This is a genomic window from Oceanobacillus chungangensis, assembly GCF_003369565.1.
In the GTDB taxonomy this organism is placed as follows: Bacteria; Bacillota; Bacilli; order Bacillales; family Amphibacillaceae; genus Oceanobacillus; species Oceanobacillus chungangensis.
Window position 1 is genome coordinate 138,267 of sequence record NZ_PIOD01000008.1, and the last position, 21,411, is coordinate 159,677.

Below are 21,411 nucleotides of genomic sequence, written 5' to 3' on the forward strand. Positions count from 1 at the left end.
ATGTGCGATTTCAAAACCATCACGGAATCAAACAACTTCATAGTTTTGGATAAATATACCAAGGTAGACCAACAAGGAGTTGGCTATCAAACAGAAGCCGATTTAGAACGAGAACTCATCCAAGATTTGGTGAATCAGGGTTATGAACATCTACAAAGTTTAACCACTCTTGAAAAAATGCTTGCTAATGTCCGAGTGCAACTGCAAAACCTTAATAATGTAAAATTTTCAGAAGCTGAATGGATTAGATTTTGTGAGCAGTTTTTAGATAAACCCAGTGACAACCACAATGATAAAACCCGTAGAATTCATAACGATTATATTTATGACTTTGTTTTTGATGATGGGCATATTCAAAACATTTACCTAGTAGACAAAAAGAATATTGCCAACAATAAAGTACAGGTAATTTCCCAATTTGTACAAAAAGGTACGCAAGCCAATAGATATGATGTTACCATTTTAGTCAATGGCATACCTTTAGTACAAGTAGAGCTTAAAAAGCGTGGAGTTGCCATTCGTGAAGCCTTTAATCAAATTCATCGATATAGTAAAGAGAGCTTTAATTCAGAAAACTCTCTGTTTAAATATTTACAGATTTTCGTGATTTCTAATGGGACAGATAGCCGTTATTTTGCTAATACGACTAAACGTGATAAAAACAGTTTTGATTTTACTATGAATTGGGCAAAATCGGATAATACCCTGATAAAAGATTTAAAAGATTTCACGGCTACATTTTTTCAAAAAAATACTTTATTGAATGTACTACTGAAATACTCCGTTTTTGATGTGAGCGATAACCTGCTGATTATGCGCCCTTATCAAATTGCTGCCACGGAAAGGATTTTATGGAAAATTGAAAGTTCATACCTAGCCAAAAATTGGAGAACTACTGAAAGTGGTGGATATATTTGGCATACAACAGGTTCAGGGAAAACGCTTACGAGTTTTAAAGCAGCTCGTTTAGCTACTGAACTGGATTTTATAGATAAAGTATTTTTTGTTGTAGATAGGAAAGACTTAGATTTTCAGACGATGAAAGAGTATCAGCGTTTTTCCCCTGATAGTGTTAATGGTTCAGAAAGTACCGCAGGATTAAAGCGTAACGTTGAAAAAGATGATAATAAAATTATTGTGACGACGATTCAAAAACTTAATAACTTAATTAAAAGCGAAACAGATTTACCTATATATAATAAGCAAGTGGTATTTATTTTTGATGAAGCCCACCGTTCACAATTTGGTGAAGCTCAAAAAAATATCAATAAAAAGTTTATGAAGTTCTATCAATTTGGATTTACAGGTACGCCTATTTTCCCGGAAAATGCGTTAGGTTCTGAAACGACTGCTTCTGTCTTTGGTCGAGAGTTACACTCTTATGTAATTACGGATGCCATTAGAGATGAAAAAGTTTTAAAGTTCAAAGTAGATTATAACGATGTACGTCCCAAGTTCAAAAAGATTGAAAAAGAACAGGACGAGAAAAAGCTATCGGCAGCAGAAAATAAAGAAGCATTACTACATCCTGAACGGATTAAAGAAATTTCTCAATATATACTGAATAATTTTAGATTAAAAACCCATCGTATAAATGCAAATGGAAAAGGATTTAATGCCATGTTTGCCGTGAGCAGTGTTGACGCAGCCAAACTCTATTATGAATCATTAAATAACTTACAACATGGAAGCAGTAAACCCCTTAAGATTGCGACAATCTTCTCCTTTGCTGCTAATGAAGAGCAAACTGCTATAGGTGAAATTCTTGATGAAACTTTTGAACCTTCAGCAATGGATAGTAGTGCAAAAGAGTTTTTAAGTTTAGCCATTAAAGACTATAATGCCATGTTTAAAACCAATTATGGCGTAGAAAGTAAGGAATTTCAAAATTATTATCGTGACCTTGCTAAACGAGTAAAAGACAAAGAGATTGATTTGTTGATTGTTGTAGGAATGTTTTTAACTGGTTTTGATGCACCTACATTAAATACTTTATTTGTTGATAAAAATCTTAGGTATCATGGTTTAATGCAAGCTTTTTCGAGAACAAATCGTATTTATGATTCCACCAAAACCTTTGGAAATATTGTTACCTTTAGAGATTTAGAACAAGCAACCATAGACGCCATTACTCTTTTTGGAGATAAAAACACTAAAAATGTGGTGCTGGAGAAAAGCTACAAGGAGTATATGGAAGGATTTACTGATGTGGCAACTGGTGAAGCCCGTCGTGGATACGTAGATGTAGTAAAAGATTTAAAGGAACGTTTTCCTAATATTGATGATATTGTTACTGAAAAGGAAAAAAAAGAGTTTGCGAAACTCTTTGGTGAATATTTGCGTATTGAAAATATACTGCAGAACTATGATGAATTTTCAGGTTTAAAAGCTTTGCAAGCAATAGATATTACTGATCCTAAAGCTTTAGAAGATTTCAAATCTACTCACTATGTTACTGATGAAGATATTGCTGTTATGCAAGAGATTCAGGTATTAGAAGAAAGAGCTATTCAAGATTATCGTTCTTCATATAATGATATTCGTGATTGGCTCCGCCGTGAAAGAAATGGAAAAGAAAAGGAAACTGTTTCTATTGATTGGGATGATGTTGTCTTTGAAGTAGATCTTTTAAAATCCCAAGAGATTAATTTAGATTACATTCTTGAACTTATTTTTGAACAAAACAAGAAAGTAAAAGATAAAGCAACATTGGTTGAAGAGGTTCGTCGCTTAATTCGATCTAGTGTAGGAAACCGTGCAAAAGAAAGCTTAGTAGTTGATTTTATCAACCAAGCTGATTTAGACAGTATTCAAGATAAAACAAGTATTATTGATGCCTTTTTCTCATTTGCTCAAACTGAGCAAAAACGTGAAGCAGAAGAGTTGATTGATACTGAAAAACTTAATGAAGAGGCTGCAAAAAGATATATTTTGAATTCATTAAAAAGAGAATACGCTAGTGAAAACGGAACGGAACTTAATGAAATTCTACCTAAAATGAGTCCTCTTAATCCTCAATATTTAACAAAAAAGCAGGGCGTTTTTCAGAAAATTTCTGCCTACGTAGATAAGTTTAAGGGAGTAGGTGGAAAAATTTAACAAAACTAAAATAGCGGTTAAACATCAAAATATTTGAGTCTCATTCTAAAGGAACAAAATTTTATTGGTGGTGGTGTAGAATTATTCAGTCTACATCATCACTTTTTTTACCGCTAAAATTATATTTGTTAATCACCTCAAGCTCTATGGCTTGCACTCTTTTTAATTCTTTAATGTATGCCAAGGAAGATTCCACCAACAGTTTTAGCGTATGTTCATCTAATGTCCATGGCTCACCTTTCATTTCTTTAGCTATCAAAGTCCCAAATTTCTTATAATCTGAAATAATTATATTGCGAGCCCGTAATCCCAAGGAATCCTTGTCCGGAACATAATTTAGAAGAAACCCAGTTAAACGAGAACCAAAACTATTTAATTTCCTATCTAGTTTCTTCAAAGATTCCCCTTCTTGCATTATGAAATCTACAAACAAAATATGAAATTGTTTTCCGCACTTAAAGTAAAGAAATTCAATTGCGTTTTTTTGTATGGATTCGTACTTCTCAAAAATATCATCTTCTTTAAGATTATAAAAATGAGAAGAAATACTTAATTGACTATTAGGAAATTTGGACATTTCTATTTCACCAAGCATAAACATTTGCCAATATGAATGATATTCAGCATACGGAACATAGTCAAATAGCACGTTATTATATGTTTCTTTTAATTTGTCATCATCCCCATATAAAACATCAAGAAGAAGCTTCTCAAATAAGACTTTAGATAGGTCACTATTTTCAAAATCTCCCCATAGTAATTTACGCTTATCTTTTTTAAATCCCAACTCCTTTGTTAAATGTAATAAAAGTGAGTCCGAAATTAAATTTGGATTTTTCTTGGGATAGGCTTTCCCACCAGCAATATTTTTGATAATAGAAAGATCATATTTTGCGTATCTTAGTTGCCTATCTTCTTTACTATCTTGAGTTAAATCCTTCTGATGTCCATCATAGTCAGCCTTATTTTCATAACCTGCTAATTGGTAATACGTCAAATTTAACTCATATTTTTTTGCATGTACTCTTTTCCCGATCTCAGAAAAAATGTAGTCTTTGGTTTCTGTATAAATCATTGCGCCTCCTAAGGTGGTAGAAAATCTATTAAATTACACCTCTATAATAACATACTATCTACTACTCTTCGTTAATATACAATGAAAAAGTCAAAGGAATCGCGAGTCCGGAGATAAATAAATCTATGCAATATGTACTAGTCATATTTGTAAAAAAAGGAGAAATTCATGAAAACGAAAAATTCACAAAACGCATACAACGAAGAAACGGCACGTCAGTATATTTCTAACGATAAACCAATCATCAACGTTTCTTCCGAAGTCGAAATTCAATATAACTGGATTGATGGTAAACGAACAGATGAGGTGACAAGCTACAAGCTTTACTTCACACAGGAGGGAGTTAACCCATTCGCTGTGAAATTCATCAAAAAACCATCCTTGCCACCATTTCTTTCTGAGGTCAAATTTGACAAACTAGAAGCAATTGAAATTCGTTCAAATGTGTATTTCCGTTCAGAAGGGATTAGGGTTGTTAAATAATGAAGAAAAAAGAACTTGAAAGTTATTTGCTCCGAGCTCTGAACATGGCATTACAGATTAACGGTGAGACTTCTTACACGAACTCATTTAGTGTAAAAGTTGCGGATGAAGGTTTCTACTTCATCCCTCGCCTTCCTGCAAGTTATGTCGTTAATGATGAGCTTTATCAAAAAATCTATCTTATCAGTAACGCTGTCCTATATCCCGATTTCACTCTGTTGAAGCAAGCAGGAGCCTACTTTGTTCCGTTGGCAACAGAAGATATCCATGTAAAGCGGGCTCTCTTCTTCCCATGGAAAAACGGCATTTCAAAGCGGCTGATTATTCCAGATATAGACAAATTTGTTGCTGATTTACCGATAAATAAAGTACCTGTAATGGAAAACTTTACGATAAACCTAGACAAAGTGACAAGTATTGCTATCGCAGGAAACTCTGGATCTGGGAAGTCTTATGCCCTTACCTATTTTCTATGCGTTCTAAATAAGAGTTCAATTCTTATCATCGTAGACCCAAAATTTGATATGCCCAGTAGATGGGGGCGAGAGAACAATGCTAAAGTTATTGCACCAAGCGATAACAGAAGTAAGAGCGACTTTGTTTCAAGTGTGAATGATGAACTTAGTAAGTGCTTGGAACTGATTCATCAACGCCAACAAGTGCTATACACTAACCCTCAAGCCGATTTCGAACACTATACAGTAGTAATTGACGAAGTGTTGGCATTAAGTGATGGTGTAGCAAAACCGATTAAAGAAGCTTTTTTTAGCTTGCTATCTCAAATTTCGTTACTTGGTAGAGCTTCAAAGGTTCATCTTTTACTGGTGTCGCAGCGCTTCGACAATAATGCTATTCCAATTTCTTGCAGAGAACAGTTAAACGTATTGATTCAAGTTGGAAACATAAACAGCAAAACGACCCAATTCTTATTTCCAGACCTGTCACTTGAAGGGATAGTTATACCGCAAGGCATTGGAACAGGTCTGATACAAGTTATTGACTCAGAGCACCCGTTTCAAATTGTCCCATTACTAACACCAACATTTAATAATCTGAAAGGAATAATGTAGATGAAAAAAGGAAAATCATACTTCATTCGTACGTTCCATATTAACGGCTTCCTGCTGTTTGTTTCCATGCTTCTCATCATAATTCGAGTTCCGTTCAAACTGCTAGAAGTTTTTTTGCAACATGAAACAAGTACGGTCTTAGCAGATTACTCAAAAATAATGACTAGAGTGCTAAGGGAAATTTCCAATGTGTTGGATGGAATGATTTTGTTATCTGTGGGGATGTTGTTAATACTAGTAGTTCCTGAATTGATAAGAAGGATTGTTGAGGATTCACTAACAAACTGGTTCTATTCAATATGGGTTAGCTTCCGTTTGAGGAAATTCCTAAAAAGACAGGCAGACCATGAGGGTGAAGGGATTTTCAAACTCAAGCAGCATAATAAATCAATACAGAAATCCATCATTGATATTAGGAATCAAAATATCACGTATATTATAAAATTACCAAATGATGTACAAGTCCAAAAAATAATCCTAGATACAAAAGATATACTACGTGAAGAAATTTCAAGTCGCTTCTCCGAGTATTCTTTCTCAAATTTTGAGAGGTATAAACACTTGTTGATAATTAATGGAACAAAAATGAGTTGATGAAAAGTAGCGGAGCTTTTGCCTGCCAACGGCAGAGGCAAAGAGGAAGCTCCGCTACTTAATGGATGGTATAAAAAAGTCCACGGGGTTACTACGACCCCCGTGGTATCAATAATCAATAATAAAGGAAAGTGAAATATGGAAAAGAAAAAAGAACAGAGAAGCAATAAATGGGCGTTCATTTTCTATCAGGAAAGTGCCCCAGAGAACTATTTGGAAGTATTAGAAGAAATGCACATACCCTTTGTGTTGAGCCCTTGGCACGATAGTGACGTGAATAAAGAGTCAGGGGAAATTAAAAAGGCACACAAGCATGGTGCACTATACTTTGATTCTTTGAAAAGCTATTCGCAGGTTTCAAGCCTAATTAGCGAAAAGCTTAACGCTCCAAAGCATGTTGAGGTTGTGATGTCTCCGAAGGGAATGTATGAGTATTTCACACACGCTGAAAATCCAGATAAGACACCCTACCAAACAGAAGATATTGAGTGGGGATGTGGATTTGAACTTGGAAAATTCCTTGTTGAACATAATACAGGTGAATTTTTGAACAGCATTATTGATGTGATAGCAGAACATGATTTTAAGGAATTTGAAGAACTTGTAATGTACGCAAGAAAAAATGATTATTTGTTGCTTGAGTTAATCGTAGATAAAACGTATTTCTTCTCAAGGTTACTAGACTCAAGGCGTTACAGTTCAGAAAGACCCACTAGGAAAATTTTTAAAGAAATGGGGGATAGTAATGAGTAAAACAATGGTGAACTCAGAAGACTTAAAGCGTGCTGGCTTCCCACCTTACACGGCTTCCAATATCATTAGACAAGCAAAACACTATATGGTACAACAAGGGTATGAGTTTTACGAGGGACGGCGTATTTCTGTTGTCCCCATGCAGGCAGTAAAATCCGTTATCGGTGATGTTGAGTTGTCCGAAAAAACGGAGGAATAACTTTGCCAAAAACTAGCTACCAAGATGTCTATCAAGAGAAAAATGGGCAATACTATTACGAGGTAAGCTTAGGTACGGACAAAATCACAGGAAAACGTATCAAGCGTAAAGGTCGCAAGTCACAATCTGGAAAGAAATTTGAGTCAGCAAAAGAAGCCTATGCGGAAGCTATCCGTATTAAAAATGACTTTTTGCAAACTCAAGGTTATTCAGATTATGGCATGACCTTTGAACAATTCATGAACAATGTTTACATTCCAGATTATAAGACGGAAGTGACGGAAGAGACATTTGAGTCACGGAATCCGACTTTGAAAATTCTGATAGGACGTTTTGGAAAGAAACCATTACGGAAGATTACTTTGCACGATATTCAATTTTTCAGAACGTGGCTTTTGGATAAAAATGCGGCAGGATATTCACAGTCATACGCTTCAATGGTCTTTGGAATGTTGAAAAAAATTCTTGAATTTGCCGTAACTCTTAATTACCTTGATAAGAATGTTGCTCAACAAGTGAAACCAATTCCTAAAGGGAAAACGGATGTTGCTTACTGGACGAAAGACGAATTTGAGAAAGTAATCTCGAAGATTTACACCGAAGATTTTTATGAGCATTTGTGCTTTGTGATGTTGTGGGTCTACTACATGACAGGTGTTCGTGTGAACGAAGGAACAGCTCTCTGGTGGAATGATGTTGATTTTGAGAAAAAACAGCTTCGTGTTCATCATATGCTAGTTACTAAGAGTCGCAAGAATTACAATCGGAAGAACCACACGAAAACAGTTGATGGAAAACGGGTGCTTGCTTTAGATGATGATACTCTTGACATATTGCGTGTATGGAAAGAGCGACAAGCCCAACATGGAGATATAGATTTCATTTTCTCCTACGATGGCTTACCCATGATTAAATCAACGATCGCTCGAGTTATTGCAAGATATGCCAAGCTAGCAGGTGCTCCAGTCATACAGGCAAAAGGACTACGTCATTCTCATGTAAGCTTTCTCATCAATGAATTAAATGCTTCGGTCTTGGTTGTCTCAAAACGTCTCGGGCACAGTTCGCCAGAAATAACACTCAAACACTATGCACATTTGTTTGGTGGGATTGATGATGCTGTCGCCGAATCAATGGCAGGCATTATCAAAATTGAAACTGCAACGAGTAAGCAATTTACATTTGTCGGTAATCAAGCGGTGAAACAATTGTCGCCAAAACTGTCTCCAAGGTAATGGAGACACCTTAGAAATGTGATAACAACAGGCTTTATAAGCCTTACCCGCTCCATTGAGTGGGAATAATGAAAAATGAAACGACAAGTCTAGAATCTATCTAGGCTTGTCGTTTTACTGTTACAGCAACACTGTCCAATTATTCTATGTCATAATGTGTGACTATGATAATAACTACTTATTTCCGAACTTCCCATTAAAAGTAAATTCCTGCAGAGCACGACGCTCATTAGGCTGTTCGCGTTCCTGGAGTTTTTCGGGTAGTTTTTCCTTTTCGTCTTGATAACCAATTGCAATCAATGCTTCGATCTCATAATCCTCAGGAATTTCTAATACATCTCTTGCTTTTTGAAAATCAAAACCAGTCATCGGGTGAGTGGCTAGCCCAGATTTGTATGCTTGTAATGCAAGGTATCCCCATGCAGCACCAGTGTCAAAAGAATGCGTTGGAAATTCAACGCCATCATTTGTCTTTTTTGAAATAACAAGTGAAAGAACTGGGGCATTTTTACACCAAGCCAAGTTAAATTCGCTTATAAAAGAATGGAATGTTTTTCGTTCTTCATCAGTTTGGGCAATAATGAATCGCCAGGGCTGAAAATTAAAAGCAGAAGGTGCCCAGTGCGCAGCCTCAAATAAGGAAAGTAATATATCTGTTGGTATCTCCTTTTCAGAAAATGATCTTGGTGACCACCTATTTATAAACATCTCATCAATTTCAAATTCAGGTTTTCTGTTATTTTTCACATCAGTTAACATCATTATTTTTATCCCTCCTATAATTATCTATGATACATGGGTTTGAGTTTTTTTATAAGTTTTTAAGATTCTTTAGAGGGTTTATTTGAATATGACTATCTAAATATAAACCTACCAAAAAACGCCAACTTCATCTCTTAACAAGTGAAACAGGATTGGTGTTTTATCTAATAGCTGATACTAATTACGCAACTTACGTAATTTCCCCCGAGCATCATCAGAAAGTGAACCGCCGATATCCATTAATTCCACAATATCTTTAAAAGCTCTTTCGGGAATTGCTAAATCGGCTAGTTCTTCCCCAGAAAAACCTAAATCGATTTCATCTTCCCGTCCATTTTTCAATTTAGTTACGAAATCAGGCTCTGTAACAAAAGGCGTTGATGCACCAACCAGATCAGCGAATTGGAAAGCTTCCAGTGCTTTTTCCGGTGAGTTAATGCCACCAGTTGCCATAACTGGAATACGACCAGCAATATGGTCGTACACAACTTGATTCATAAATTTCCCTTTAAATCTCCCTTGCCGAATGGTTTGTTTATAAATATTCTTACCCCAACTTGCGGTAGCTAAGTATTGGATATTTGCTACTTCCATCACTTGATCCATGAAATAAAGAAAGTCTTCCACACTGTATCCAATCTCATTGCCCCGTGTTTCTTCTGGCGTACCACGGTAGCCAAGAATAAAATCAGCAGGTGCTTCTTCATCAATGACTTTTTGAACAGCCCTCAACACTTCAATACCAAAACGTGAGCGATTTTCAAGGCTTCCGGCACCATATTCATCCTCACGCTGATTAGAGAAAGTGGATAGAAATGTTTGGATTAGTAAACGCTGTGCACCTGAAATTTCAACCCCATCAAACCCTGCTTTAATCGCTCGCCGTGTTGCATCGGCATATTGGGTAATGACATGCTCGATTTTACGTTTGGTCATAGGTAAGACTGTATGTTCAATGGGACTTTTTAAGTTCATTTCACTTGGACCATACACGACACCGAAGTCTTTAAGCGATATTTTGGAGAAACGGCCAGCATGAGTTAATTGAATAATTGCCTTCGCACCTTCTCTCTTCATCGCTTGGGCGAGTTGCTTAAGTCCTTTGATACTACGGTCATCATCGATACTAAAGCCATATTCAAACAATTGGCCATATTCTTCAATATAAGCTGCACCCGTAATTTGGAGAGGTGCAGAACTAGCACGTCGTTCTGCATAAGCCAAGTCCTCCTCAGTAACATAACCTTCAATGGTTGAAGAGTTAGTAATCATTGGTGACAGGACAAAGCGATTATCTAATTCAATACCATTTGGTAGAGTTATTGATTCAAATAAAGGTCTATATTGTTCTGTTGTCTTCATTTGCATATTCTCCAATTCCTTCAATGATATGTAATTGTTAACGTTAACTTAAACCCTAGCACCCATTGGAAACTATGTCAATTTCATATAGATTTGGGTAAAGAGCATTATATTAGATTATTCATAAAAAATGATATACTGTAAATATAGTAAAAATCAATATAAATTAAGAAAGTGGGATTACGAATGAAAAAACGTGGTAGCTTTTTATTTATTGAGAAAAATGATGAGGTTTATACTTTAAGTATGACGCCAGAATTGCAAGATGATATTGGTACAGTTGGTTTCGTAGAATACATAGATGCTGATACCCTTGAGGTAGATGGTGCAATTTTAAATTTGGAAGCTTCGAAAACTGTTTTTGAATTGGCTTCTCCGTTGGCTGGTAAAATTGTTGAGCGAAATGAAGCATTAATAAAAGAACCAAGCTTATTAAATTCCGCCAAAGAAGAAGAAAACTGGGTAGTTAAATTAACGGATGTTGATGAAGAAGCGTTTAACCAATTAGAAGAGGCTTAATTAGTAAATGCTTTATTAGACTATCTGTTTATCAGAGTACTGATTAACAGCAGTAATAGTACTATTTATAGGAAAGTATAAAAACTTTCTTATTACATCAGTGGAGACTAAGGTGGTCACCCAAAAGCTTGGTTAAGCCTTAGTTTTCTAATAAGTATATTTCTTAATAGGAGTAGGTTATGGATCAAGAAGCGCAATTAGATTATCTGATCGATTATTTACTGAACGAGAATCCAAATACAAATGGAAAAATGATGCAGTACAAGATGGACACTGTAGAAGATAAATTAGTCTTATTTCGGGGGCTGTGTAATGTCCGATCCCCTGAACCGGTGACAGAACAATTTATCCGGGTCCAAGATGCCTTCTTGACGAAGTGGAATAACGAACGACTACTAACCACATTGAATGATATGGCAGCTTTTCAGCCGCAACTTTATTTGTGGCAAGGTGACATTACGAGTCTAGCAGTGGACGTGATTGTTAATGCAGCCAACAGTGATTTTTTAGGCTGCATGCAAGTGAATCATGAGTGTATTGACAATATTATTCACACACGTGCAGGTGTGGAGTTGCGGTTAGATTGTAATGCGCTGATAAAAGCTCAAGGTCGTAAAGAGCCAATTGGTAAAGCAAAAATAACGAAGGCATATAATTTACCGTCAGACTATATCATCCATACAGTCGGTCCATTTATCGACCAACGTGGCGTTACACCCATAAGGGAGCAGTTACTAGCTTCGTCTTATCGTTCTTGTTTAGCCTTGGCCGATGAGTACCAACAAGGGGCGATTGCTTTTTGCTGCATTTCAACAGGTGAATTCAATTTCCCTAACGGGCGTGCGGCTGAAATTGCGATTCAAACTGTGAAAGAGTACTTAAGCAAAAACCAATCAACACTTAATGTTATCTTTAATGTGTTTAAAGATGAAGATTTACAAATCTATCAGACATTATTAGGGATGAAAGAATAGGAGATTGCTATGCAACAACTTAATACACATTGGCAGACACTAACGATGGATTCATCACTGCCACAAGCTGATTTTTTACATCAACTAATAGAGGAAGCTGAAGCGATTGTAATCGGGATTGGTGCAGGAATGTCTGCTGCAACTGGATTTACCTATGTAGGAAAACGATTTACTGATGCATTTCCTGATTTTATTGCGAAGTATCGCTTCTTTGATATGTTACAAGCAAGTCTATTTGATTTTGAAGATGAACAAGAATATTGGGCCTTTCAAAGTCGCTTTAGTTTGTTGAATTTTTTTGATCAACCAATCGGGCAAGCATATGTCGATTTGCGTCGAATAATGAAGGATAAAAACTATCATATTATCACAACGAATGCCGATAATGCTTTTTATGCAGCAGCATTCGATATGGATAAGGTCTTTCGTATTCAAGGAGAATACGGGTTATGGCAATGTTCTGATCACTGTCATCAACAAACTTACCACGACGAAAGCTTAATCCGTCAAATGGCTCAGGAACAATCAGATATGAAGATTCCTGCAGAATTAGTTCCTCATTGTCCAAAATGTGGGGCCGTAATGGAAATTAACAAACGCAATGAAGAAAAAGGAATGGTAGAGGATGGTCATTTTCATGAGCAGAAAGAACGCTATGAAAAATTCCTAAAAGAGAACCAAGATAAGAAGGTACTCTTTTTAGAAATTGGGGTTGGGCATACAACGCCACAATTTATTAAACATCCTTTCCAACAAATGACGCAAGCAAATCCTAAGGCATTGTTTGTGACAATGAATCAGAAGGATTACTTCATTCCACATGCGATTCGTCCACAGACGATGCGAATTGATGAGGATATTGCCGAAGTATTACATACAATAGCACTGAATGATTAATGGAGGTAGCTGATGTATTTAATTGAATCTAAACGAGATGGAGAATGGATTTATGATCCAGGAGTGGCAATGGCCTTACAAGAATATGTGAAAGATCATATTTTCTTAGATGATGATGTGCTTTTCCCATACATGATGCAGCCAGCTGTTCAAATTGGGAAATTCCAGAATGTATATGAGGAAGTCAATCAACCATATATGGATGAGCATGGTATCAAAATCATTCGCCGCGAAACAGGCGGGGGTGCGATATATCTCGATGACCGTAATATGAGCTTTTGTTTCTTATTTAACGGTAATAACGATATTTATGGTAATTATTCACGTTTGTATGAACCGGCCATCAAAGCACTTCAGAAGCTAGGCGTCGATAAATTAGAACAAAAAGGACGTAATGACTTAGTTTTAGATGGCAAGAAAATTTCAGGAGCAGCCATGACGGTTCAGAAAGGGCGTATTTACGCGGGCTACTCGTTACTATTAGATCCTAATTATGAAGCAATGGTGTCCGTGTTGAGCCCTAATCAAAAGAAAATTGAATCACACGGCATTCAATCAGTCCGTAGCCGCGTTGGATCGATCCGTCCCAATTTAGCGCCTGAATATCAAGAAATGACGGTCTGGGAATTTACTGATTATATGATTTGTCAATTACTTGAAATTGATAATATTAGTCAAGCGAAACGATATGAATTAACCTCGAGAGATTGGACAGAGGTCGATAAAATTGCGGCTGAGAAATACAATAATTGGGACTGGAACTATGGTCACTTTAAGCAGTTTGAATATCGTTTAACAGATCGTTTTCCAATTGGAACGATTAGTATCGGTTTAAGTATCGAACATGCTAAAATTGCGGCTATCCAGATTACAGGAGACTTTTTCGGAACAAAAGATGTTAAAGAAGTTGAAGAGGCTTTAGTAGGGGAGCGATTAAGAAAAGCTGATTTATTAAAAGCCTTAGAGATGCTGGATTTAGTTGATTACTTTGGAAACTTAACTAAGGAAGAGTTAGTCAATTTTATGTTAAGTATTCCGACAGTTGAAGCATAAGCAGCACCATGAGATATAGAAAGAAGGATAAAATTGGTTAAATTAGGGATTCTAGATTACGCTCAAATTGATGAAGGATCGAGTGCCCAAGAAGCTTTGCAGAATACGATAACTCTAGTCCAATTAGCAGAGTCGCTAGGCTATGAACGATTCTGGATGGCAGAACACCATAATGTTCCTGCTTTTGCCAGCAGTTCCCCTGAATTGATTATTATGCGTTTAGCGGATGCAACGAAGCGTATTCGTATCGGTTCGGGCGGCGTGATGCTCCCTCATTACAGTCCTTATAAAGTAGCAGAGAATTTTCGGGTTCTCGAAGCTTTTCATTCTAATCGAATTGATTTAGGGTTGGGTAATACGATTGGAACACCCCTTGTGAATCAGACGTTGAATGAGAATAAAAAGAGTAAGCTCAATTATGAACAGAGTATTGTTGATTTAACCAAATATTTAAGTGACCAAGTAGACGGAAATCACCGCTTCCATGGTATTGCTGCTAATCCAGTTATTACAACCGTTCCACAGATGTGGTTATTATCAACTAGTGTCAAAAATGCCAAAATGGCGGCTAAGTTAGGAATAGGCTATACTTTTGGCTTATTCCCGCTTGCTGGCATTGATAAATTGAATATCGGCATCCAAGCAGCAAAGACTTATCGTGATGAATTTAGACCTTCACTTTTCATGCCAGAACCGAAAGTATCCATCGCACCATTTGTTGTTGTTGCTGAAACAAATGAGCAAGCGGAAGAATACGCGGAATCCTTAGATCTTTGGCTACTCGGCACTGATAACTTTGGTAAGTTGAATGAATTTCCATCGGTTGAAACAGCTCGCCATTATCAGTATACAAAAGAGGAAAGAACAATAATTCAAGCTAATCGGACCCGAATGGTAATTGGCGATATTGAAAATGTTACAGTACAATTAAATGAATTGATAAAGCAATTTCAGGCCGATGAATTATTGTTAGTACCACTTATACCGGGTGTAGAAGCCCGCAAAAAAGCGATTGAATTATTGGCTGACACATTTAATTAAATTTGAGAGTTGATGAGAAGGATAATGTAATCAGGCCACGATACACTGTCTCACAGTAAATTACTGTGGGATGGTGTTTCTTTAAAATACCATTAACCTGCACTATATAACATGATTGCAACCATAAGTTGACAATGCGCAACTTATGCATGGTAGAAACAATAACAATGTTTTTTAAAAATATAGATAGTAATTAAGTTTCTCCAAGAGCTTAACATAAGATATGAACGTATCAAGAAAAAATACGCGGTTTTTATGATAACAGGATTCGGATTATTTGCAGTTGGTTTTTTACCAATTGGATTAGTAAGGAAAAAAGTTATTTCCGCTGCTTTTTTAACACCTTATTATCCGATTTGTATTGGGTTGATTGCAGTCGGCATCTATATTTTTACTCATTTATCCAATATCGTAGATGCATATAAACTTCTTGCCAAAAATGAGGTATATACTAATCGATTTGGCTTTAAGTTTCGACAGAAGGTAAGAAAAAAATTTAATGATTTCTAACCTGATAAAATTTTAAAATATCCGTTTCATTTGTTAATTTTAGGTCCAATTTACATTTTTTATATAATTAATATCGAACGTTAAGTAAAATTTACATTTTTTTGTTCGTATTTTATTGACAATATTAGAAACCCTTAGTAGTATATTAATGTATTTTAAATAAAAGGCGTATAATTTCGGGAATATGGCCCAGAGTTTCTACCAGACCACCGTAAACGGTCTGACTACGCAGCAGATGTTAGTTTGTATGATTGGTTGTAGTTTATACACAAATCATCTTATTACATTTTCTGAATTCGTAGTTACGTAGCACTCATGGAAATCCATAGAGTGCTTTTTGCATTCTATAAGAGGAGGAAACGTAATGAAGAAATATTTTCAGTTTGAGGAACTAGGTACAAATTTTAGAACAGAAACAATCGCGGGGATTACTACATTCTTAGCAATGGCATATATTTTATTTGTTAATCCAGCAACACTCGGAGAAGCAGGAATGGATAAGGGTGCTGTCTTTACAGCAACAGCACTTGCAGCAGCTATTGGTACATTAATTATGGGGCTTGTTGCGAAATATCCAGTAGTGCTTGCACCAGGTATGGGACTTAATGCTTTCTTCACATTTGCTGTTGTTATTGGTCTTGGTATTCCGTGGGAAACAGCTCTATCTGGTGTTTTAGTTTCAGGTGTTATTCTAGTTATTCTAACTTTAACAAGAATTCGTGAAAAAATTATCGATGCAATTCCATCGAACTTAAAACTTGCGGTTGGTGCAGGAATTGGATTGTTTATCGCATTTGTTGGTTTACAAAGTGCTGGAATTGTCGTGAATAATGATGCAACATTGGTCGGAATTGGCGATCTTACATCGCCAACTGTTTTATTAGCTATTTTTGGACTAATTATTTCTGTAATTTTATTAACTTATGGTATTAAAGCAGGTATTTTTTATGGAATGATTATTTCCGTCATTGTAGGAATGATCTTTGGATTGATTGCTCTTCCAACAGGTCTTGGTGATATTGTCGGTGGAGTCCCAAGCCTCGCACCTACATTTGGGCAAGCCTTCCTTAATTTGGGAAATATATTTACGATGGATATGTTAGTTGTTATTTTAACGTTGATGTTCGTTGATTTCTTTGATACTGCTGGGACCCTTGTTGCAGTTGCATCACAAGCTGGCATTATGAAGGACGGGAAGTTACCGCGTGCCGGACGTGCCCTTGTATCGGATTCTTCTGGGTCTGTTATCGGTGCCATTCTTGGTACATCTAGTACGACTTCTTATGTAGAATCAACTGCAGGTGTTGGTGTAGGCGGAAAATCAGGTTTTACTGCTGTAGTTGCAGCAGGATGTTTCCTTCTCGCGCTATTCTTCTCACCACTATTGAGCATTGTCACGGCTGAGGTAACAGCACCAGCATTAATTATTGTAGGTGTATTGATGGCTTCTCAATTGAAGAATATTGAATGGGATCAGTTTGAAGTTGCTGTACCTGCATTCTTTATTGTATTGATGATGCCGTTGACATATAGTATTGCAACGGGTATTGCAGTTGGCTTTATCTTCTATCCGATTACGATGCTTGTAAAAGGGAAGGCAAAAGAAGTACATCCAATAATGTACGCTTTAGCAGTAATATTTATTTTGTACTTTATATTCTTAGGTTAATGTTGAAAGGTCTGGAGCATTATTTGTGTTCCAGACCTTTATTTATTTGCTAGCTGCCTTAATCTTTATCCTACTAATTGATGGACGATAATGAACAGTTGATATAAAGTGCGAACAAGTGACAACTTTGTCTCAATCCTAGACAGTCGTTGCAATTTACACATGAGTCCCGTGTATATTGCTAAAATCAACGTTGATAGTTAGTGGGTTTGACATTTTTTTGTTTCTAGATTCCACTCTATCTTCAGCGGAAGAAATACACGAAGACTCCTGCGGGAAGAAGAGCCTAGGTGAGACATCGAAGTGCGACAGCACAAGAAGGCTCACCAGCTCCCCTAAGGTGTGCGTAGTGTATTTCTGGAGCGACGGCCCAAGACGCAAATATCATCCTAAGTTAGTTGCACTTTATATAAATAACAACAAACCATTCGGAATGATTTTAACAATAAATAATAAAAGGGAACTTCTACACAGTGTAAAAGTTCCCTTTCGCTTATTCCATTTCCCGGACAATATTTTCTTTCCCATATGGCAACATATGATAGAGGATAAGCAACACTGTGCCTATTGCTGTTAGCCATCCCATCGTGACATACAATGTGCTTCCGCCAAATGCTTCCATGATTCCACCGCCAACTAGGGAACCAATCACACCAGAAAGTCCGAAGTACACCGAGAAAAATACGAGGTGACCGGTTGACTGGAGCGTTTTAGGAATTAATCTAGTTACATATTCAAATGAAGCGGTGTAGAATACTCCAAAGGTTAATCCATGTAAGAATTGGAGCGCGATAACATGCATTGGATCCTCTGCAATCCCGTAAAGGAACCAGCGGATCGTATAAATTATCGATGCAATAATAATAAAGATTAATGTCCGATATTTTTTAAACCAAAATCTTGCGAGTGCAAAGACTGCTGCTTCTGCGATAACTCCAACAAACCAAGCTTGCCCTACTAATTCTTCACTTCCACCGAGTTCAGTTATGTATAATGCCATGAAATAGTCATTGATTCGGTGTGTAATTGTGATGAAAATAATTACTGATAAAAATAGAAGAAACGGTTTGTTTGTAACAATTTTACGTACGTCTTTAAAATTAATAGGTTCAGATTCAACCGTTACATCCTTTAGTGGGAAGAGGATGCATAATGCCATCATCCCAAAAATTAAATATGGCCAAACCATATATTGAATGCCGAATCTAGCAAGCACTTCACCGACAATTAGTGAGGAGATTGCAAAACCAACAGACCCCCACATTCGGATAGAACCGAAAGATACGTTCAGTTCATTAGCTCTTCGTTGTGCGAAGCTATCCGATAGACCGCCGACTGGTGATGCGAAAAAGTAAAATATTGCGCCCATCAATAAAATGGTTGGCAATGTATTCATTTGGAAAAAGAAGGTACTTCCAATCAGTAGCCCAATTACACAAATGAATAATATTTTTTTGATTGTTTTATACTTGTCGCTTAGATATCCCCAAAATGGCGGTGCGAGTATGGATGCAAACGATTCTACTGCGAGCACCCAGCCAATCTCTGTACCATTTAATCCTTTAAATTGTAAATAAAGTGGTAAGAAGCTTATCAAAATGGTATTTGAAGCATGATAACTAATAAATAAAGATTTCAAAGGAATTAAAGAACGGCTTTTAGACAAAATATTCTCTCCAAACTAATAACATCCCATAATATTATTAGTACAATATACCATTTTTTCTGCGCTTTGTAATTGTAATTTACATAAAATATAAATACGTTGATATTGCATATGAAATTGGGATACATTCAATATAGGGAATTTTATAAACATTAATTAAGTAAATGTAATGCTGGTTGATCCTAATTATTCTGATAGTGAGGAGATTGATGATGAAGCCAATAGTTGGAGTTACTCCATCAATGGAAGTAAGTCAAATTAGGTATTCGGTGATGAATGATAATGTAAAAGCAATATTACAAGCTGGTGGGATACCTGTTATACTGCCATACCTATCATTAGATGAAGATCTGGAGCAAATTGCAAATGAAATCGACGGACTGTATGCAACTGGAGGGGATGATATAGATCCTACCTTATTTGGTGAAGAGCCCCATCCAAAGCTTGGGACGATTATTCCTGCTCGTGACCAATTCGAAATTGCGCTGACGAAGAAAATGCTAGAATTAAAGAAGCCAATACTTGGAGTATGTAGGGGTGCACAAATCTTAAATATTGCCGCGGGTGGCGATATGTATCAGGATATTTACGAGCAAATTGATCGTAATCTATTGCAGCATTCGCAAAAAGCGCCGCGGGGATATGGCTCTCATTTTGTCGATGTACTTGAAGGATCCTTATTACATCAGCTTACTGGCTCTCAGAAGTTGCGTGTGAATAGCTATCATCATCAAGCAAACCGCTCTGTTCCAACTGGTTTTCAAATAAGTGGATATGCAAGTGATAGTGTTATTGAAGCGGTAGAGAGTACGAAACATCCATTTGTATTAGGTGTGCAATGGCATCCAGAAGCAATGGTAGCTGATGGGAATGATGCATCGGTGAAGATCTATCGAGGGTTTATTGAGGCATGCGGTAAATAAACTAAGGAGAACACAGCAGAATAAATTATGAGCGCTCCATGTCGATACACGAGAGCTCCCGCCGTGTCGCCAAGCGCTTCATGTCGACACATGAGAGCTCCCACCGTGTCTCCAAGCGCTCCATGTCGACACGAGAGAGCTCCACTCATGTCGCCAAGCGCTCCATGTCGACACATGAGAGCTCCACTCGTGTCTCCAAGCGCTCCAAGGCAGCACATGAGGGCTCCACTCATGTCTCCAAGCGCTCCAAGGCAGCACATTAGAGCTCCACCCAAGTTAAAGACAGCTGTAAAGAAGCCCTACATCTAATATAGCTTTATGACCTTAGATGATACTCTGCTGCCGCAGATTACTTCTTCCATACCTTGGCAATGAATTCATCTCTCCCAGACTTTGCGCGATCTTCTTCATATTCCTTTGCGCTCTTTTTATAAAAGTCCTGATGGTAATCTTCAGCAGGATAAAATGTAACGGCAGGTAGAATTTCGGTTACAATTGGTTTAGAAAATTTCCCACTCTGTTCGAGGGCTTGCTTGGAAGCAGCGGCGATTTCTAGTTGTTGTTCATCATGATAAAAGACTGCAGCGCGATATTGATCGCCTCGGTCCTGGAATTGCCCGCCATCGTCAGTTGGGTCGATTTGTTTCCAGTATAGATCCAGAATCGTTTCATACTTTATAATTGCTGGGTCAAAGGTAATTTGAACCGCCTCATAGTGGCCGGTGTCTCCTTTTTTTACCTCTTCATATGTAGGATTCTCTAATTTCCCCCCAGTATATCCGGAAATTACACGATGAACCCCATCCCATTGGTCAAATGGTTTTACCATACACCAGAAGCATCCTCCAGCAAAAGTAGCTTTATTCGTGTTTGACAATTGAAGCGCCTCCGTTTCAAATAAGTAATATTTTTAGTAGAATAAAGATAATATACCATAGAAGTAAGGGGCATGGATAATGGATGAACCGTATGTACATAAAATATTTATTAATGAAGTAGTGCAGGACAGTGACAATGAAATCTGGATTGGCAAATCTGGATTTGCAAAGGAAGAAAGCTTGGATTCAGATAGGGCGGTATTGGCTTATCCAATTAAGCATTATACGCATTGGAATGATGAAATAGAAGGTAATGTAATGGAGCCAGGTGAACTTGGTGAGAATTTTTCTGTATTAGAAATGGATGAATACCATGTATTTATTGGTGATTCTTATCGAATTGGTGATGCAATCATTCAAGTTTCCGAACCAGGTTCTATTGGAAATCTGCCAGCAAAAATAGGACTGAAAACTGGCTGGTATTATCGCGTGCTCAAAGAGGGCGGCGTTAAAGCGGGATCAGATATGGAATTAATTGAGCGGCCATATCCGGAGTGGTCGATTACAGCTTGCAACGAGGTCATGCATGTTTTTAAGGACGATCTTCGCACAGCAGATGATCTAGCATCTTGCAGTCTGTTAAGTAACCGATGGAAACGAGCTTTGAAAAAGAGATTACGTGGATTTTAGATTTAAAAAGAGTCACCTG

General features: G+C 37.1%; 21 protein-coding genes and 1 riboswitch. Of the genes, 16 read left to right on the plus strand and 5 right to left on the minus strand.

The features are described 5' to 3' along the window. Nucleotides 1-3,099, plus strand: coding sequence for a type I restriction endonuclease subunit R (locus CWR45_RS08930; RefSeq protein WP_115749518.1), 3,099 nt, complete (start codon nt 1-3; stop codon nt 3,097-3,099). An 85-nt stretch (nt 3,100-3,184) separates the two neighbouring features. Here CWR45_RS08930 and CWR45_RS08935 read toward each other — a convergent pair whose 3' ends face one another. Continuing rightward, a complete protein-coding gene (locus tag CWR45_RS08935; RefSeq protein WP_115749519.1) occupies nt 3,185-4,174 on the minus strand; it encodes a hypothetical protein in 990 nt (329 codons plus the stop codon). 168 nt (nt 4,175-4,342) lie between these two features. On the opposite strand from CWR45_RS08935, the gene CWR45_RS08940 reads away from it, so the two are divergent. The 6 genes from CWR45_RS08940 (at nt 4,343) to CWR45_RS08965 (ending at nt 8,508) form a co-directional block, all read left to right on the plus strand. Continuing rightward, a complete protein-coding gene (locus CWR45_RS08940; protein ID WP_115749520.1) occupies nt 4,343-4,657 on the plus strand; it encodes a hypothetical protein in 315 nt (104 codons plus the stop codon). Continuing rightward, nucleotides 4,657-5,727, plus strand: a complete 1,071-nt coding sequence (locus CWR45_RS08945) for an ATP-binding protein (protein ID WP_115749521.1) — start codon at nt 4,657-4,659, stop codon at nt 5,725-5,727. The genes CWR45_RS08940 and CWR45_RS08945 overlap by 1 nt, the downstream gene beginning before the upstream one ends. Then, nucleotides 5,728-6,321: a hypothetical protein gene (locus CWR45_RS08950; RefSeq protein WP_115749522.1), complete on the plus strand. Its 594-nt coding sequence runs from the start codon at nt 5,728-5,730 to the stop codon at nt 6,319-6,321. Between the two features lie 138 nt (nt 6,322-6,459). Next, complete coding sequence (locus CWR45_RS08955; RefSeq protein ID WP_115749523.1) at nt 6,460-7,074, plus strand: replication protein; 615 nt, start codon at nt 6,460-6,462, stop codon at nt 7,072-7,074. Further along, nucleotides 7,067-7,273, plus strand: a complete 207-nt coding sequence (locus CWR45_RS08960; protein ID WP_115749524.1) for a DUF3173 family protein — start codon at nt 7,067-7,069, stop codon at nt 7,271-7,273. The genes CWR45_RS08955 and CWR45_RS08960 overlap by 8 nt, the downstream gene beginning before the upstream one ends. Before the next feature lie 2 nt (nt 7,274-7,275). Beyond that, nucleotides 7,276-8,508: a tyrosine-type recombinase/integrase gene (locus CWR45_RS08965; RefSeq protein ID WP_115749525.1), complete on the plus strand. Its 1,233-nt coding sequence runs from the start codon at nt 7,276-7,278 to the stop codon at nt 8,506-8,508. Between the two features lie 174 nt (nt 8,509-8,682). Here CWR45_RS08965 and CWR45_RS08970 read toward each other — a convergent pair whose 3' ends face one another. Then, on the minus strand, nt 8,683-9,270 hold the full coding sequence (locus tag CWR45_RS08970; protein WP_115749526.1) for a nitroreductase family protein: 588 nt from the start codon (nt 9,268-9,270) through the stop codon (nt 8,683-8,685). Nucleotides 9,271-9,447: 177 nt separating this feature from the next. After that, on the minus strand, nt 9,448-10,632 hold the full coding sequence (locus CWR45_RS08975) for an NADH-dependent flavin oxidoreductase (protein WP_211315955.1): 1,185 nt from the start codon (nt 10,630-10,632) through the stop codon (nt 9,448-9,450). A gap of 186 nt (nt 10,633-10,818) precedes the next feature. Between CWR45_RS08975 and CWR45_RS08980 the strand changes: the two genes are divergently transcribed. The 7 genes from CWR45_RS08980 (at nt 10,819) to CWR45_RS09010 (ending at nt 17,295) form a co-directional block, all read left to right on the plus strand. Then, complete coding sequence (locus tag CWR45_RS08980; protein ID WP_115749528.1) at nt 10,819-11,151, plus strand: glycine cleavage system H family protein; 333 nt, start codon at nt 10,819-10,821, stop codon at nt 11,149-11,151. Between the two features lie 179 nt (nt 11,152-11,330). After that, nucleotides 11,331-12,125 carry a protein-ADP-ribose hydrolase gene (locus CWR45_RS08985; protein ID WP_115749529.1) on the plus strand — a complete coding sequence of 265 codons (795 nt, stop codon included), beginning with the start codon at nt 11,331-11,333 and terminating at the stop codon, nt 12,123-12,125. Nucleotides 12,126-12,134: 9 nt separating this feature from the next. After that, nucleotides 12,135-13,022 carry an SIR2 family NAD-dependent protein deacylase gene (locus tag CWR45_RS08990; protein ID WP_115749530.1) on the plus strand — a complete coding sequence of 296 codons (888 nt, stop codon included), beginning with the start codon at nt 12,135-12,137 and terminating at the stop codon, nt 13,020-13,022. A 12-nt stretch (nt 13,023-13,034) separates the two neighbouring features. Further along, the gene (gene lplA / locus CWR45_RS08995; RefSeq protein ID WP_115749531.1) at nt 13,035-14,075 is read left to right on the plus strand and encodes a lipoate--protein ligase; all 1,041 of its coding nucleotides are present in this window, start codon (nt 13,035-13,037) and stop codon (nt 14,073-14,075) included. 33 nt (nt 14,076-14,108) lie between these two features. After that, nucleotides 14,109-15,116: an LLM class flavin-dependent oxidoreductase gene (locus CWR45_RS09000; protein WP_115749532.1), complete on the plus strand. Its 1,008-nt coding sequence runs from the start codon at nt 14,109-14,111 to the stop codon at nt 15,114-15,116. 255 nt (nt 15,117-15,371) lie between these two features. Then, nucleotides 15,372-15,626, plus strand: coding sequence for a hypothetical protein (locus tag CWR45_RS09005; RefSeq protein ID WP_115749533.1), 255 nt, complete (start codon nt 15,372-15,374; stop codon nt 15,624-15,626). Nucleotides 15,627-15,772: 146 nt separating this feature from the next. Continuing rightward, a riboswitch (purine riboswitch) is annotated at nt 15,773-15,873 on the plus strand. 117 nt (nt 15,874-15,990) lie between these two features. After that, nucleotides 15,991-17,295, plus strand: a complete 1,305-nt coding sequence (locus CWR45_RS09010; RefSeq protein WP_115749534.1) for an NCS2 family permease — start codon at nt 15,991-15,993, stop codon at nt 17,293-17,295. A 493-nt stretch (nt 17,296-17,788) separates the two neighbouring features. Here CWR45_RS09010 and CWR45_RS09015 read toward each other — a convergent pair whose 3' ends face one another. Then, nucleotides 17,789-18,961 (minus strand): MFS transporter, encoded by a 1,173-nt coding sequence (locus CWR45_RS09015; RefSeq protein ID WP_115749535.1) that lies wholly within the window; start codon nt 18,959-18,961, stop codon nt 17,789-17,791. 212 nt (nt 18,962-19,173) lie between these two features. Here CWR45_RS09015 and CWR45_RS09020 point away from each other — a divergent pair, with 212 nt between their 5' ends. Further along, the gene (locus CWR45_RS09020) at nt 19,174-19,884 is read left to right on the plus strand and encodes a gamma-glutamyl-gamma-aminobutyrate hydrolase family protein (protein WP_115749536.1); all 711 of its coding nucleotides are present in this window, start codon (nt 19,174-19,176) and stop codon (nt 19,882-19,884) included. Nucleotides 19,885-20,233: 349 nt separating this feature from the next. Here the strand turns inward: CWR45_RS09020 and msrA are convergent, their stop codons facing one another. Further along, nucleotides 20,234-20,761: a peptide-methionine (S)-S-oxide reductase MsrA gene (msrA, locus tag CWR45_RS09025; protein WP_115749537.1), complete on the minus strand. Its 528-nt coding sequence runs from the start codon at nt 20,759-20,761 to the stop codon at nt 20,234-20,236. A gap of 79 nt (nt 20,762-20,840) precedes the next feature. Between msrA and CWR45_RS09030 the strand changes: the two genes are divergently transcribed. Then, nucleotides 20,841-21,392, plus strand: coding sequence for an MOSC domain-containing protein (locus tag CWR45_RS09030; RefSeq protein WP_115749538.1), 552 nt, complete (start codon nt 20,841-20,843; stop codon nt 21,390-21,392). Nucleotides 21,393-21,411: the final 19 nt, after the last annotated feature.